14 protein-coding genes are annotated in these 13,444 nt (G+C 56.2%); 4 read left to right on the forward strand and 10 right to left on the reverse strand.

Going from position 1 to position 13,444, the window contains the following annotated elements; all coding sequences use genetic code 11:
- Positions 1 to 63: 63 nt before the first annotated feature.
- Positions 64 to 2,328: an autotransporter outer membrane beta-barrel domain-containing protein gene (locus AB2L51_RS14425; RefSeq protein WP_395582957.1), complete on the forward strand. Its 2,265-nt coding sequence runs from the start codon at positions 64 to 66 to the stop codon at positions 2,326 to 2,328.
- Between the two features lie 102 nt (positions 2,329 to 2,430).
- On the opposite strand, the gene AB2L51_RS14430 is transcribed toward AB2L51_RS14425, so the two are convergent.
- The 9 genes from AB2L51_RS14430 to AB2L51_RS14470 all read right to left on the reverse strand — a co-directional run bounded on the left by AB2L51_RS14430 (position 2,431) and on the right by AB2L51_RS14470 (position 10,125).
- Complete coding sequence (locus AB2L51_RS14430; RefSeq protein ID WP_395582956.1) at positions 2,431 to 3,267, reverse strand: aldo/keto reductase; 837 nt, start codon at positions 3,265 to 3,267, stop codon at positions 2,431 to 2,433.
- A 169-nt stretch (positions 3,268 to 3,436) separates the two neighbouring features.
- Positions 3,437 to 4,036: a thioredoxin domain-containing protein gene (locus tag AB2L51_RS14435; RefSeq protein WP_395582958.1), complete on the reverse strand. Its 600-nt coding sequence runs from the start codon at positions 4,034 to 4,036 to the stop codon at positions 3,437 to 3,439.
- A 45-nt stretch (positions 4,037 to 4,081) separates the two neighbouring features.
- Positions 4,082 to 5,443: an outer membrane beta-barrel protein gene (locus tag AB2L51_RS14440; RefSeq protein ID WP_166111962.1), complete on the reverse strand. Its 1,362-nt coding sequence runs from the start codon at positions 5,441 to 5,443 to the stop codon at positions 4,082 to 4,084.
- Between the two features lie 192 nt (positions 5,444 to 5,635).
- Positions 5,636 to 6,127, reverse strand: a complete 492-nt coding sequence (locus AB2L51_RS14445) for a c-type cytochrome (RefSeq protein WP_395582955.1) — start codon at positions 6,125 to 6,127, stop codon at positions 5,636 to 5,638.
- An 8-nt stretch (positions 6,128 to 6,135) separates the two neighbouring features.
- The gene (gene mauA / locus AB2L51_RS14450; RefSeq protein WP_395582954.1) at positions 6,136 to 6,726 is read right to left on the reverse strand and encodes a methylamine dehydrogenase (amicyanin) small subunit; all 591 of its coding nucleotides are present in this window, start codon (positions 6,724 to 6,726) and stop codon (positions 6,136 to 6,138) included.
- Entirely contained in the window at positions 6,713 to 7,318 is a 606-nt protein-coding gene (locus AB2L51_RS14455) for a redoxin family protein (RefSeq protein ID WP_395582953.1), read from the reverse strand. Before AB2L51_RS14455 ends, mauA begins: the two co-directional genes overlap by 14 nt.
- Complete coding sequence (locus tag AB2L51_RS14460; protein WP_395582952.1) at positions 7,315 to 7,905, reverse strand: MauE/DoxX family redox-associated membrane protein; 591 nt, start codon at positions 7,903 to 7,905, stop codon at positions 7,315 to 7,317. The genes AB2L51_RS14455 and AB2L51_RS14460 overlap by 4 nt, the downstream gene beginning before the upstream one ends.
- Positions 7,902 to 9,098 (reverse strand): amine dehydrogenase large subunit, encoded by a 1,197-nt coding sequence (locus AB2L51_RS14465; RefSeq protein WP_395582951.1) that lies wholly within the window; start codon positions 9,096 to 9,098, stop codon positions 7,902 to 7,904. The genes AB2L51_RS14460 and AB2L51_RS14465 overlap by 4 nt, the downstream gene beginning before the upstream one ends.
- A 139-nt stretch (positions 9,099 to 9,237) precedes the next feature.
- A complete protein-coding gene (locus tag AB2L51_RS14470; RefSeq protein ID WP_166111980.1) occupies positions 9,238 to 10,125 on the reverse strand; it encodes a LysR family transcriptional regulator in 888 nt (295 codons plus the stop codon).
- Positions 10,126 to 10,186: 61 nt separating this feature from the next.
- Here AB2L51_RS14470 and AB2L51_RS14475 point away from each other — a divergent pair, with 61 nt between their 5' ends.
- From AB2L51_RS14475 to AB2L51_RS14485, 3 genes are all read left to right on the forward strand, one after another.
- Positions 10,187 to 10,705: a PACE efflux transporter gene (locus tag AB2L51_RS14475; RefSeq protein WP_395582950.1), complete on the forward strand. Its 519-nt coding sequence runs from the start codon at positions 10,187 to 10,189 to the stop codon at positions 10,703 to 10,705.
- 309 nt (positions 10,706 to 11,014) lie between these two features.
- Entirely contained in the window at positions 11,015 to 11,590 is a 576-nt protein-coding gene (locus AB2L51_RS14480) for an acyl-homoserine-lactone synthase (protein WP_395582949.1), read from the forward strand.
- Between the two features lie 8 nt (positions 11,591 to 11,598).
- Positions 11,599 to 12,378 carry a helix-turn-helix transcriptional regulator gene (locus tag AB2L51_RS14485; protein WP_395582948.1) on the forward strand — a complete coding sequence of 260 codons (780 nt, stop codon included), beginning with the start codon at positions 11,599 to 11,601 and terminating at the stop codon, positions 12,376 to 12,378.
- On the opposite strand, the gene AB2L51_RS14490 is transcribed toward AB2L51_RS14485, so the two are convergent.
- The gene (locus tag AB2L51_RS14490; protein ID WP_395582947.1) at positions 12,359 to 13,003 is read right to left on the reverse strand and encodes a hypothetical protein; all 645 of its coding nucleotides are present in this window, start codon (positions 13,001 to 13,003) and stop codon (positions 12,359 to 12,361) included. The genes AB2L51_RS14485 and AB2L51_RS14490 overlap by 20 nt on opposite strands.
- Positions 13,004 to 13,444 lie beyond the last annotated feature (441 nt).

The following is a 13,444-nucleotide window of genomic DNA, read 5'->3' on the forward strand; positions in this document are numbered from 1 at the left end:
GGGAGTGTGAAGGCATGGGTCAAATCTCGATGAAAATTTCCGCCCTACCCGGGTCAGTTCTCAGTGAAAATCAACAGGACTGGTACCCTTTATGTTGATGGAGGTGGCACGCTCAACTCTGCCGGACCGATTTCTTTTGGAGATGGTTCCACCGTCACATCTGGCAGTCGGGGTGTTCTGGGGGTTGGCGCGGGTAGTACAATCGCAGTGGGCGGCACAAATGGTATTGTTGATAATGAGGGAAGTGCTGGTAGTTATGCATTCTACCTGGCAGGCGGCACACTGAAGGATACGGGCTCCGACCTGACAAGCGCGGTCAATATCACATTATTCTATGGCACGAACTCAACCGTTGATACGAATGGCCTGAACACGACCCTGTCCGGTGTTCTTTCTGGTGATAGCGCCAGTCTGACAAAGGCCGGTTCGGGCACACTGCTTCTGTCCGGTCAGAACACCTATACCGGGGGCACGAACATTACGGGGGGAACTCTGGTCGGAACGACTTCCAGCTTCGGCTCGGGCGGGATCGTGGATGATGCCGCGCTGGAAGTCGCGCAGGAGACATCTGGCATTCTAGCAAACCCGCTTTCAGGAACCGGGTCTTTTACGAAATCCGGCACCGGTTCAGTCGGAATCGAGGGGGATGACAGAGCCTTTACCGGGACGACCAGTCTTGTCGGGGGCACACTGGACGTAGGCGGTTCTCTGGCCAACTCGGCTGTCAGCGTCAGTAACGGCGGCACGCTGGCCGGTACGGGTACGGTCGGAAACACGCAGATTGCCACAGGGGGTATTCTTGCACCGGCCAGTAGCGGCCAGATCGGAACCATGACTGTCAATGGCAATCTGGGCATGGCCGCCGGATCGACCCTCGTCATTGACGCGACCGGAACACCCACAGGTGCAAGCCTGTCCGTGAATGGCACGTCCTATCAGCGGATGAACAGTGATCTGGTGAATGTCATGGGAGCGGTCACCCTTTCTGGTGGAACAGTGCGCCTGAATGTGGCTGGCGCGCCGACACTGCAATATGGTCAGGCTTACCAGATTGTTTCGTCAGCGCAGGGCGTGTCCGGTCGCTATGACGGATTGACCACCGATCTGGGCGATACTTACACATTCCTCACACCCTCTCTGGTTTATGGAGCGGAGAGTGTCGATATCATGCAGGCCCGTAACACTGTCACCTTCGCCTCTGTCGGGAATAGCCGTAATGAAAGGACGACAGGCGGGGCGCTGGACAGCCTGCCAACAGGTAACCCCGTGGCTGGTGCTGTTTCGCAGTTGGGTGCGCAGGGTGCGCGCGCGGCTTTCAACGCCCTGTCGGGCGAGGTTCATGCTTCGGCCCGCACAGCACTTATTCAGGACAGTTTCTTTGTCAGGCAGGCAGCACTGGACCGGCTGGAGAGTGCCGGGTGCGACAGCGCTTCGGCCGACGGCACGATCCGCACGGCGAACCTGCATACCCAGCGTGATGACGGGTGCCATGCGGACAGGGCCATGCTGTGGGGCGAAGCCTATGGCAGCCTTGGCCATAATGCGGGCGATGGCAACGCCGCGACCATGCAACATTCGACCGCGGGTTTTGTCATGGGGGTGGATGCGCCGGTCATGGAAACATGGCGCATAGGGGGGCTGATCAGCTATGGCCGCTCCATGTTTGATATCGGATCCGGGCGTGCCTCATCAGGGCATAGTAACAATGTCTCGGTTGGCGGCTATGCGGGCACACACTGGGGGCGTCTCAACCTGCGGCTGGGGGCGACCTATACGTGGGACATGCTCAGCACGAGCCGGACGGTGGCCGTTCCGGGGCTGGGTGAGCGTCTGAGCAGCGGCTATCTGGGCGGCACGGCGCAGGGCTTTGGCGAACTCAGCTACAGGCTGCACGCTGGCAGAAGCATTATCGAACCTTTTGGCAATGTCGCCTATGTCAACCTGCATACCGACAGCTATCATGAACATGGCAATGCAGGGGCGGTGAACGGAAAAGCCATGGATACCGGGGTCACGTTCTCCACGTTCGGTCTGCGTGTTTCTTCAGCCATGCGGGTAGGAAAGCTGGTGCTGGTACCCCACGGAATGCTGGCCTACCGCCACGCCTTCGGGCTGACGGTACCAACCCAGCGCCAGAACTTCGCCAGCCTGGGGAACGCTGGAATGGACATTGCCGGGGTTGCCCTGTCCACCAATGCCGCAGTGCTGGATACGGGGCTGACGGCACGCCTGACAGACCGGATTGATGTCGGGCTTTCCTATATTGGCCAATATGGCAACCAGTCCGTGGAAAGCGGCGCCAAGGCCCATGTCCGCTTCCGGTTCTGACCTTATGTGACTGCCATGTGGTCTGCTCAGGAAGACTGGCAGACCACACGGGTGATGCGGGTCTGGAGGATCAGCCTGAGGCTGCCCCCGCCCCTGCCGCCCTTAGAACTCCTCGTATGTCGCGGGGTCCTGCCCGAAGGAGCGCCCATCGGGGCGGGCCAGAGTGGCGATGTCCTTCATGTCCTGATCCGTCAGTTCAAAATCGAACACGGACATGTTCTCCACCTGCCGCTCACGGTGCGATGCCTTGGGAATAGGCACGGAACCCACCTGCACATGCCAGCGCAGCACAATCTGCGCCGGGGTTTTGCCCAGCCGTCTGGCAATGCCTGCTATCAGCTCATCAGACAGGATTTTGCCACCCCGGCCAATCGGGCTCCAGCCTTCGGTCACAATACCGTGCTTCTGGTGGTAAGCCCGCATATCGTCCTGTGGAAAGTAGGGCGAAAGCTCGATCTGGTTGATGGTAGGCAGCACGCCTGTTTCGGCATGCAGCCTGTCCAGATGTTCGACCAGAAAGTTGCATACGGCAATGGAGCGCACATAACCGCGCTTTTGCGCCTCGATCAGCGCCTGCCATGCCTCCACATACAGGCCCTGCTTGGGGTTGGGCCAGTGGATGAAGTACAGATCATAATAATCCAGCCCGGCGCGGTAGAGGGATTCCTCAATACAGGCAAGGGCTTCATCATATTTCTGGTGGCGGCCAGGCAGTTTGGAGGCAATGCTTAATTCCTCGCGCACACGCCCGCTTTTGCGTATGGCCTCACCCACGGCCCCTTCGTTTTCGTAATTAAATGCGCTGTCCAGCGCACGGTAGCCGACATCAAGCGCACTGAGCATGCTCTGCACGCCTGCCGCACCGTTTAATTTGTATGTACCAAAAGCTATAACTGGAAAGCTCCGGCCATCGTTCAGGGTTAGTTCAGGAATGCTCACGCCTGCGTTCTCCTTGAGTATGGATGGACCCCGCGCAGTCTCCCGCACGGATTAACCTCAACGCTTCTGTGTGCATGAAGGTTCGGCCATCCACAAGGCCGGAACAGGCAGGCAGGGTACGCATGGTACGCTGGCACGCGGCCACAAAGGGCCGTGCGCCAGCACTCCCCTACGTGCTGGTATGGGCTGCTTTGCGCTTATGGGCGATATAGGCCTGCACCGTGTCAAACCCGCTCTCCCACGCATTGAGCAGGCTTTCAAGATGTTCACGGTTGTTCACCAGCCCGCGTGCGATCAGCACCCCCTGCTGATCGAGCAGGAAAGCGGCTGGCAGCTTGTCCACTTCCAGCGCACGGCCCAGGGCGGGGTCGTTTATAAAGAGGGCGGGTGGTGTAGCAGTCTGCTGTGCAAAAAGGGTTTGTGCGGCTGGGTTATCATCCCCCGCCAACACCAGTTCCAACTGCTCCCTGGCGCAGAAGCTGCGCGCAATGGGTATGACCTTGCGCGAGATCGGGCAGGTAGCCGACACAAACAGCAGCAGGCGGGGCGTGGCTCCACCAGCCAGCACCATGGCCTGTCCATCCAGCGTTGCAAAAGAGCCTGCGGGGGCCCTATCCCCCGGCTGGGGGCCGCGTGTATTTGTCAGCGCACCCACAGGTGCGATTTCCTGAAAAAGCCTGCGCAGCCTGAGCACCATGCGATACGCCACAAAAAACGCGGCACACAGCAGCAGGCTCAGCATGGCGTTTGCAAGGACAAGAGTTTGCAGGCTGGCCTGTGTCATACCTGCGCCTTCCCCCCCGGTACGGGCATATCAGTAAGACCAGATGGCATCGCAACTGAACCAGAACATATTGTTGGTGCCGTTATTGGCCAAATTGACGTTTGGATCATCCGTGGGAGAAACACGGTTGAACGGACGGGTGCCATTGAGCGACTTGTCCAGCCGCACTTCGGGGCGAAGGGAAAAGCTGCCGCGCGGCAGCTTGAGGAACTCCGGCCGGTAGGTCACGCCCACGGTCAGTTCCCCATACGTGGTGCCGGGCGCCTGATCATAGGAGTAAGGCCGCCCGCGCAGTTCGTTCACGTAGGACATGGGGGACGTATTCGCACCCACAAGCTGGCCGTTATTGTCACGGAAGATTTCGCCACGCGCGTTAAAGGTCAGCGAGGGGGAGAAATCATGCGCAAAATAGGTGGTCACGCCGTACACGTCATCCTGCAGATAGTCGTCGTGGTAATAGGTGCCATTGAGCGTTATGGAGGTGGTAGTATTCAGTTTGTACGTAGCCAGAATATCGCCAACATATTCCATTTTCTGGTTGGCCAGATTGCCAATGGCATATACGCTCTGCTGCGGGCCAAGATAGGCAATGGCCGCCACATCCAGATTGCCATCGGCAAGGCCGGTAAGCTGCACGCCAAAATACCCTTTGGGGCGCTTGTTGTTTTTGGCACCGCCAAATGTGGTGGAGTTACCCGCATTAACCCCCATGACCCAGGCAACCGTGTCGGTCATGTGCCATGTGGCCAGCACGCCCACGGTTTCAAACGGCACAATATAATCGGATGAATAATTGTAGGAATAAAAAGGACGTTCCAGCGCATCCGTCCCCTCAAAACCCTGAATACCATATTGCTGGCCAATCTGCAGGTCTATGCCGCCCTTGCTCAGCCAGGGGAGATGCGCATCAATATGGGCCTGTGTCGGCGCCCACTGGTAGATGCCCGTCAGATTGCCATCGCCCATGCCAATGGTCGGGTTAAAGCGGGCATCCGAACCGTACAGCACCTCGAACACAAACCCGATGCCATAGCCGCCACCTATGTCGGTCGTGGGGTGGGAGAGTGTACCCGTAATCTGGTTCAGGGTAGCCGTGTTGGCGCGGTCCACGTAGGACTGTGCCCAGTTACGGCCTGTATGTGTCCACGGGTTGCCGTTTACGCCAGCTTCGACCACAAGGTGGCCTTCCAGATCATCAAACCATGTATGGTTCTTGGAGGTTTTAAGATTAACCTCTTCCTTGTCCGCCTGTGCTTTTTCCGCAGGGGTTTCTTCCAGCACCAGAGGGCGCGCGGAATCACCGGGAATTACTTTTTCCTGCGCCAGAGCGGGCAGCGCCGCCAGTTGCATGGTCAGCCACATCCCAACGGGCAAAGGGCGGCGAAGAAACATACTTTTTTTGCTCCACAGATCAGAACCAAATTATTCAGTAAAACCCGGCCGGACAAGAGTAGCGGGTCGCACCGGATGCAGGCTGGATAAGAAACAACCAGAAGTCACTTTAAGTTTTCATGTCATCCACCGGACCTGCCACAAGCCGAGCCCGCTCCGTGTTGCCGCACCGCTACAAGGAGCGCGCCGCACTCACCCTTTGCCGGGTGTATGCGCGCAGGCGGCAAGCGAACGTTCGAGCACATGCGCACGCTGGCTCATGAAGTCCGGCCCCGAGAGCAGATGCGCACGCCATGTGTGCACCTCCGCTGCCGTGTAGGGCCTGAAGCTGGGCGGTGTGCTGGCCCCACCCAGTGTGATCAGCACAAAGTTCATGACATCCGCCAGAGTCTGGTCATCACGGATCAGGGACATGGACACACCTGGCACACGCACCAGATAGGATCGCCCCTCCTCCGTGCAGGCAAAACTGCCGACAGTGTTGCGCAGCATGGGCACAAAGGTCGGGCCGGATATGCCCTCAATCCCGTGGCACCCACCACAATGCGAAACATACACAGACTGCGTATGGCTCAGGGCCGTTGCACCCGGCACGGCGTCTGGCGCCGCATGGGCGCGCACGGTCCCGGCCATAAGGGCCAGCACCGTAACGCAGGCAGGCAGAACACAACGCAACAACGCCATGCGCATGCTCAGGAAGCTTTCCCGACCACGGCGGCGGTAGAGCAGTTATACATTTCCGACGTCCCTGTGCCAAAGCACCAGATGATGTCGTTATTGGCCATGGGGCGGTAAGAGGGCTGGTCCCCGTCCGTGCCAAGGCAGGTTACTTCGTTACACGAATCCTGACCACAGCAGTCGCGGTAGGCAATCATGTAGGAATTACCATCCTGCGGGTTGTAGCAGCTCCCGATCCACGATGTGGGAGACGGAGCCGTGCCGGGCGGGCAGCTGTGAACCCCACCGCCGCAGGACGTGCACAGGTTGCCGTCAATGGCGCAATAACGCCAGTAATCGCACGCATTGGCATCCTTGACCTGCGCCTTGGCGCCAAAAGGGGTCGGAGCCCTGGAGGCAGCCTTGCCCGCAGCAGGCGCTGCTGCCGAAGCCCGGCTGACCGGCAGCAGCGGGAACAGCGGCACGGCCGCCGCAAGCCCGCCCAGACGGGCCACCACGCCACGGCGGGACGTACGCCCCGCAAAGCGGCGCAGCACGGATTCGGTCAGACGGTCGAACAGGGAGACATCCTGTTCCGTTTTTTGAGTGTGTTCAGAAGGCAACATGCGCATTCGCTCCTGTATCGGCTGGCGCTGCGGAGTGTGTGGGGGCCACGCCATCCAACACCCCTTCAATCTGCCGCCGCGTATTAACTAGGTCTTTGGCCAGTATAGTGCCGCGCTCATCAAGCAGTACCACCGCTGGCATACGGTTGATTTGAAGAACCAGAGCCAGTTCAACCCCGGTTATAAGTGGAACACCCTGCATTTCTGGCCGGGCCAGTTGCATGGCTTTGAGTTCGGGCTCGGGGCCGTCCCCTACAAACACAAGGTCCAGCCCACGCTCGGCAGCAATCTGGCGCGCAATGGGAGAGACACGCTTGCATACAGGGCACTCCGCCGCCACAAACAGCAAAAGCTGCCTGCGACCTGCGGGAAGAACATCCCCCACGGTAAAGGGCTGGCCGTCCAGCGTATGCAGGATCAGGCGCGGAACCACCTGCCCCACGTCCAGACCGGGCTTGACCTCCTGATGACCCAGCGGTGCCAGCCGCTCGTGCAGAACACCAATCTGGCGGGCCAGTGCAACCAGCACAACGGCCAGCACAAGCACCAGCACGACCAGAACCGCCTGCCAGAGACACAACAGCATAATCATGCGCCATGCTCCTGCATGCCGGACCCGGGCACGTCGACAGGTGGCAGCACCTGCATGGCCTGCCACAGCAGATACAGGCACACGCCCCCTACAACACCCTGCCCCCACAGTACGGGAGCAACCCCGTCCCCGAAGGCAAGGCCCAGACAGGGCACAAGAGCCAGCACGGCACAGGCCAGAGTACGCAGCACAACTGCCCAGGAAAGCTTCTGACCAGCCACTCCCGGTGTGCACCCGCACGACAGGTCCGTACGGCCGCGCAGCACATTCACGCCCATGGCGCAGGCAAACACGACCAGCAACCCTGCCGCAGCAATGCTGCCAGCACCTGCCCCAATACCGGAAAACAGCAGAACAGCGACCCCGATTTCGGCCACAGCCAGTGCCCAGGCTGCACTTTCGTACAACCCTGCAGGCAACAGGCGGTAAGCGGCAAGCGTGCCCAAAAACGTGTCATGCGCCCGCAGTTTGGCAATACCGGCCACCATAAACAGGGCACCAATACCACCTGCGCACAAAGCCGCTACCAGCTGCCCTGCTTCAGCACACCATGCAAGCACCAGAAAGAACGAAGCCTGCAGGCTCATCCTTCACCCGGCGCAACCGTGAAAATCAAAGACGTACCAAGTCCCTTCATGGTCCGCAGCAGCTTGCCGGTGCGAGCGTCGGAGATGAAGAAGTCGCCATTGTCATCCGTTGTAAACATCAGCGGACTTGCATCCTGCGTGACACCGACCATGGTGCTGGCCACCTTGAGCGGTATACGGCGAATACGCTTGTGCGTGTCCGTATTGTACACCCAGACTTCCGTCCCCGCATCCTTGTGGGTCCAGAACGTACCACGGTGCATGAGAACATACAGTTCGTGCGTATCTTTATGCAGGGCGGACATCTGCCACCCACCCGGACGCCAGGTGACCTCAAACGGTGCGCTGGCATCGGATGCCGGTTTGAGACCGGCTCCTTCCTGCAAGGACCATGCTGGCTGCACAACGCTATTGGCGGACAGGGTGGTTGGATAAACCTTACCGCTATAGCTGATGAAATACGTAACACCGTCTTTGGCGACACTGGGGCTCTGTTCAAAAATGCCATCTTTGTCAGGTGCAAAGAACGCGGCACTATGGGTTACACTGGCCTTGCCATCCGCTTCGACGCTGACATTGCTCAGAGTCCCGTCACCACACAGGGAGGAAAAACCGGCATTGCCCCACGCATATGCAAGGGCACAGCCGGGAATTTCCACCGTATGGGTAACCTTGTGTTCCTTTGTGTCCACCACTTGCACCGCGTTGGCGGGGCTCATCTGGTACACATAGACCCGTGCGCCATCGGCACTGATGGCCATGTCGTTCCGCTTGGGGGTCACCAGCGCACGGGAGGGCAGTTTTTCATCCGCAGTCAGCTTGAGTGTCCGGGAATCGTATTCGGCCAGAAGGTCGTTGCGTGCGCCACGGTTGCCGCGCTCCCATGTGGTTTCACCCACATAAAAATGGCTGGCATCGGGGCTGAGCACCATGTTGGGGTTGTAGGCAGCCTGCACCATACCCAGCAGGACGCCACGATCGGCGTCCACCACATCGACACGGCCATCCTTGTTATGGGTGTAAACCGCGTCTTCCACCAGAATGGTGTGGGGGCTGTAAGGTTTTAAGGTAACCACGTCGCTCTGCTCGGTTTGCAGGACGGGTTCGGCGGCCTGAACGGTGGCTGCTGAAAAAAAGGCCGCACTGCCAAGAAGCAGGCCAAGCCATGATTTGCGGGGGCTAAGAAGGGACATGCAGACCTGTTTTTCTCTCGTTTTCCTTCAGGGTTTTCATATCATAGTCGTTACTGTTGCCTTTTCAACACAAAACTTACACACATATGTCAACAACCCGACACAACCGGAAACCCCTGCGGGAATCCGGTGGCCGGTTTTAAAAATTCCCTTCTTTTTTAAAAAATCGTTGCAAAAGCCACCGCGCGGCAACCCCGTGGGAACCCTTGGCGTGCCAGACCACGGCAAGGGGTACCAGACGGTTGCCTGCATCAAATTGTTGCTCCAACACCACAATGTCCGGTGCGGCGGGGGATGCCGCCAGAACATGGTCGGACACAAAGGCCCAGCCTATGCCGTGACGCACCAGTTCCAGAATGACCCAGTGACTTTCCACCCACCAGACCTCCCCGGCCAGACGCAGATAATGCCGCTCGCGCTCCTGCCCACGGGCAGCGACCAGAATCTGGCGGTAACGTTTAAGGTCCTCCCACGCTACGGGGCCACCCTGTGCCAGCGGGTGATTACGCCCGCAAACCAGCTTGAGCGGCACCCGCCCGATGGTGCGGAACGCAAGTTCGGGCGGCATGCGGTGCTGCTGCCACATCACTCCAAGCTGCGCGGTACCATCACGCACCAACTGGCCGACATCCTCCATGAGTGGAAACAGGATTTCCATTTCCACATGCGGAAAAACCTGCGCAAATTCCGCAAAAACCGGACCAAGGGCATGCTCGGGGTATAATTCGTCTATGGCGACAACCAGCTTGTTCTCCACCCCGCTTTCCAGAGAGCGGGCAACACCAATCAGGTGCTCACGCCGCTCCAGCACCACGCGGGCCTCGCGCAGCAGGCGCTCGCCATCCACGCTCAGCACGGGAGTACGCCCCGTACGCACAAACAGAACCACCCCGAGGTCCACCTCCAGATTGGCCACATGCGTACTAATGGCCGACTGGGCACGCCCCAGCGCACGCGCCGCTGCGGAAAAAGACCCGGCATCTACCGTGGCCACAAAAGCTTCAAGCTGTTCGAGAGAAACGTTCATCCATCTGTTTTTCTGATAGGTTCCATCTTTCCTTTCCTATCAGGCTCGATAGATTGCCGCCATGTCAACTTCCTCTTCCAGCCAGCCCCCGGCCCTGAGCGCGGCAGGGCTACCCGCACCCCCTGTAGTTCCCATGCGTTCGGGCATGGACCGTCTGCGCCATGTTCTGCTGTTCGAGCTTATCGCACTTGCCATTACCATTCCGGCAGGCAGTACCCTGTTTGGCCTGCACGAATCCGCAATGGGCATTATTGGTCTTGGCAGCGCCATAACCGCCATGGTGTGGAACTACCTGTACAACCTGATTTTTGACCGGGTGATGACCCGTCTTTACCGCACCACGCACAAAACCATGCACGGGCGGCTGGTGCATACCATACTGTTCGAAGCCGGGCTGCAGGTAGCCCTTGTGCCGGGGATTGCCCTGTACACCCATGCCCCGCTGATGGAGACAATCTCGCTCTCGCTCTCCCTTGCGCTGTTTTATCTGGTTTACGCTTTTGTCTTCAACATGGCGTATGACCGGATCTTCCCCCTCCCCCATCAGAGCCTGTCCACAGTCAACGCAACCCAAACATAATGCACGCGAAATAGACGAAGACGTTTTGGGCGACTGGCTCTCCCCTATGCCTGCGGGTGGACTTTGTGCATGCGGTTCACCCTCGGCCACGCCGCAACATCACGCTGTAGTCGTGTGAATCAGCAGGCTGCACATTGATGTTCTTCGGGTAAAGACGATACTCACAGTCATGAATCCCCGAAGCTCGGAAGATCACGATAAAATTTCAGAACTATACAAATAATATTCACATTGATAATCTATCAATATTAACTAATTACAATGGATTATACGATGCAATAGATCAGAATCTCCAGAAAGGAGACTCCGATGATAAAAGTATTCAGCCACAATCAGCGTCATATTCATTGCCAAACGTACACACAAATGCTTCAGGCTCGTGCTATTGTTTTTGGAGATCGCCTGAAATGGGACGTTAATGTCGTCGATGGGAAAGAAGAAGACGAATACGACAGAGAACATAACCCTCTTTATTTTGTAGCCGAGAGACCCGACGGTTCCCACGCAACATCCATGCGTATTATTCCTACCACGGGACCAACCATGTTGCGTGACAAATTTCATTCCTTTTTTCCAGACTGCCCGGATATTTATAGTTCAACAATATGGGAAAGCACCCGTTACTGTGCAACACTACAGCCGGGTGAGATACACTATACAGGAGAACTGGCGCGTTCTCTTTGTCAGACATGTCTGGAAAACGGCATAACTCATCTTACAGGTATTTTTTTTCGACCAATGCTACGGATCTATGAACGCGCAGGCTGGCCACCTGAACCTATTATGAGCGCCAAGCTCGAAGGGAAGATGATTACACTCGCAACGTTTGATGTGTCACAGGCCCGTCTTGAAGAAATTAATAAAAAGTTTGCATTGGCGGCTTAAAATCTTATATGCCAGCCAAGAACACCTTGGCTGGCCTTATCGCAATGGTTCCTGATACACATAATGCACTGCTTCCCTTAGGGGATACTCTTCTCGAACGCATCCAGTCATGCGAAAGCATTTCCACGATGCAGGAATTGGCATTTGAAATCAGGGATAACAGTGGCGCAGCCCACCTGACCTATCACTTTCTTTCCAACCCCTGGGTAAGGGAGGGCGGAGAGTTGGGGGTCACGACATATCCACTCTCCTGGCAAGTTCTGTATACCGAAAAAAATCTCGTTCACTCAGATCCGGTGGTTCGTACTGCATTAAGCAGTGCGCTTCCGTTTTTATGGTCAGAAATCAAGTTACTTTCCCACAAAGAAAAGCGGGTTATGCAACTTTTCTCCCAACAGAATCTGGGCAAAGATGGAATGTCCATTCCGTTAAGAGGGCTACGTGGCGAGGTCGGCCTCCTGACCATAACCAGTCGTAATATCAATGACTTCGGACAGGAACGACGGAGAGTTTATGCCGCAACATTCTCCCAGATCGGGGCTTACATGCATGAGTGGTTTGCCAACTATGCGGGTCGCCGGGAGCCTTTGACGCCTCCCCGGCTATCAGTTCGTGAACGAGAGTGCCTCGCTTATCATGGCGAAGGTTTAATGACGCAGGAAGTGTCGTTCAGGCTGAATATCTCTGAAGCAACAGTAAGACTGTATCTTGCCACGGCCCGACATAAACTTTGTGCGCAGACAACCTGTGGCGCCGTGGCGAAAGCAATTAAATTCGGGCTGATATGATTTTAACCTGTTTATAGATTTTATCAAATACAGATGATACCCCGGACAGGACATTGATTGACTCAATACACCCATAAAAAAATAGTTGGTTTATAACATTTTTACTTTCACGTCCTCCGGGGCACAAGATACCAGATACATCATACTCCAGGTTCACGGATAGCATACACGTCCAGCTTGCAATACAGTTTGCTGCAAGATATTCCCCAACCTGAAACCCAAGCGATGTATTTGCCGTATTATCATTATACGAAGCAAGGTTAAGGTCAGAATACGAAACTTTATTATTATCATACAATGCGCTGGCATAAAGTAATTGCCCTGTGCTAATTGTTCCAACCCCGAGATCAGGGCTTAATTGAACAATACAGCCGGCTACCGCACCTGCATCCGGGGGTGAAATTTTACCCACTTCGTACATTACGGCAGTTGCAAGCTTGAGCGCAAATGCTCCCCTGCGATTAGTATCATGATAAATCATATCTATAAAATGTCTGCGACCGACGGGATCTGTATCTCCAACAACAGATGCAAGAACCTCAATGGATTCAAGAAGAAAAGGCCGGATAATTTCTGTATAAATATCTTTCTCAATATCAAACTGGGGATGCAACTGAGCGCTCATCGATATTCTCTCTACAGAAATACTGAATAAATATATAATTTTTATACTGTCACGGCATCCCATTCAAAATGACCTATCGATATTGCTAGATCGTCAGAGGATCGTAAGTGGTTTAAAAGTTAAAAATGTTTCTACAATGTTCTCGTAGACTCCTGTTTCAAGCAGACATTGCGAGAACACGTGACAGATGTCTTAACAGAAGATGCTGAAATGTTCTCATTATCGTAATTTCTGTGAAGAAAATTTCTCACAGACGTTAATTCACAAACGATGCATGATCCTAGGCTCAGGACCTATTAATTTATTGAACTGAGCGAGAGGTTGTGATTCACAGTCTTACCGATGAAGGGTGGGCCTGTGAGTGATGTGTTTATGCTGTCTGAGAGGCAGATGGAGCGGATTGAGCCGTTTTTCCCTCTGGCGCACGGAGTGCCACGCGTG

Origin of the sequence: Acetobacter fabarum (genome assembly GCF_040702925.2) — a bacterium.
Taxonomy (GTDB): domain Bacteria; phylum Pseudomonadota; class Alphaproteobacteria; order Acetobacterales; family Acetobacteraceae; genus Acetobacter; species Acetobacter fabarum_B.

Coding starts and splice junctions, on each gene's coding strand:
- AB2L51_RS14465 (WP_395582951.1), bottom strand. CDS start 9,098: ATGTCCCTTCTTAGCCCCCGCAAATCATGGCTTGGCCTGCTTCTTGGC.
- AB2L51_RS14475 (WP_395582950.1), top strand. CDS start 10,187: ATGTCAACTTCCTCTTCCAGCCAGCCCCCGGCCCTGAGCGCGGCAGGG.
- AB2L51_RS14485 (WP_395582948.1), top strand. CDS start 11,599: ATGCCAGCCAAGAACACCTTGGCTGGCCTTATCGCAATGGTTCCTGAT.
- AB2L51_RS14460 (WP_395582952.1), bottom strand. CDS start 7,905: ATGAGCCTGCAGGCTTCGTTCTTTCTGGTGCTTGCATGGTGTGCTGAA.
- AB2L51_RS14455 (WP_395582953.1), bottom strand. CDS start 7,318: ATGATTATGCTGTTGTGTCTCTGGCAGGCGGTTCTGGTCGTGCTGGTG.
- AB2L51_RS14470 (WP_166111980.1), bottom strand. CDS start 10,125: ATGAACGTTTCTCTCGAACAGCTTGAAGCTTTTGTGGCCACGGTAGAT.
- mauA (WP_395582954.1), bottom strand. CDS start 6,726: ATGTTGCCTTCTGAACACACTCAAAAAACGGAACAGGATGTCTCCCTG.
- AB2L51_RS14490 (WP_395582947.1), bottom strand. CDS start 13,003: ATGAGCGCTCAGTTGCATCCCCAGTTTGATATTGAGAAAGATATTTAT.
- AB2L51_RS14480 (WP_395582949.1), top strand. CDS start 11,015: ATGATAAAAGTATTCAGCCACAATCAGCGTCATATTCATTGCCAAACG.
- AB2L51_RS14440 (WP_166111962.1), bottom strand. CDS start 5,443: ATGTTTCTTCGCCGCCCTTTGCCCGTTGGGATGTGGCTGACCATGCAA.
- AB2L51_RS14445 (WP_395582955.1), bottom strand. CDS start 6,127: ATGGCGTTGTTGCGTTGTGTTCTGCCTGCCTGCGTTACGGTGCTGGCC.